Below are 905 nucleotides of genomic sequence, written 5' to 3' on the forward strand. Positions count from 1 at the left end.
GCCCGCTCACCCAGCTCCGCGCACGCCGCGCCGATCAGAGCGACCGTGTCGGCCGGCGATTCGGCAACCGGCATGCTGCCAAAGCCGAAGCAAATCGGCGGTGTCCCCTTCGCGATCCACGACAACACCTCGTCGTCGGTATCGGTGGGCAGCTCCATCGTCAGCGATCCAACGAAAGGACGCTGGCCGCCCCATTTCGCCCATTCGGCAGCGAGCCCGGGGAAGCACACCTCGTCGTAGGCCTGGATTTCCAATGACCCACGTTCTGCGATCCGTCGCGGCGAGGCAACCGTGGCCGTGGGCAAGCCGAGTTCACGGCGCTGGCGGTCCTCGGCCCTCTTGTTCATGCGCCAGCACACCCAGTCGTACACCGCCATTCCGGTGCGAACCATCGGCCCCGGCAGCATCGGAATCAGCTGCCCGTTCGGCCGCATCGGGATGTAATGCAGCGTGGCCATCGGAATGCCGTAGTAATCCGCCACGTTGATCGCCAGGTCCTGGTAGAGCTGGCCCGTGAAGAGCAAATCGGCCCCGGCCCCAACCGAGATCAGGGACGAGCTCATTTCCTGCCAGTTCCGCAGCACGGGCTCCCAGACCTTGCGCATCAACCTGATCGGGCTGCGGATCGTCCAGATGTTCCGGAAGAACTCAGCCCACATGTTGCGGAGGAACTCCTCGTCCAGGAAGTCGTGCAGTTCCGGGCCGTACGGGACCGCCGCGAGCCCGGTGGACTCGGCGAAACCCATCAATTCCGGTGGGACGGCCACGGCCACGTCGTGCCCTCGGCGCAGCAGCTCGCGGCCGACCGCTGCCAATGGCTCGATGTCGCCGCGCGTTCCGTAGCCGGCGAGGGCGAATTTCGTCACGGGTCCTAGCCTTGCAGTTGCCGTGCGCCGGCGACGTCA

Annotated in this window: 1 protein-coding gene; it reads right to left on the bottom strand. The window is 66.1% G+C overall.

All coding sequences use genetic code 11. The features are described from left to right. Positions 1-866: glycosyltransferase (locus tag A5711_RS12800; protein ID WP_156744914.1), on the bottom strand; the 866-nt coding region annotated here is incomplete at its 3' end. Between the last annotated feature and the right edge of the window lie 39 nt (positions 867-905).

The sequence above is a fragment of the Mycobacterium sp. E2238 genome, assembly GCF_001672665.1.
Lineage (GTDB): Bacteria > Actinomycetota > Actinomycetes > Mycobacteriales > Mycobacteriaceae > Mycobacterium.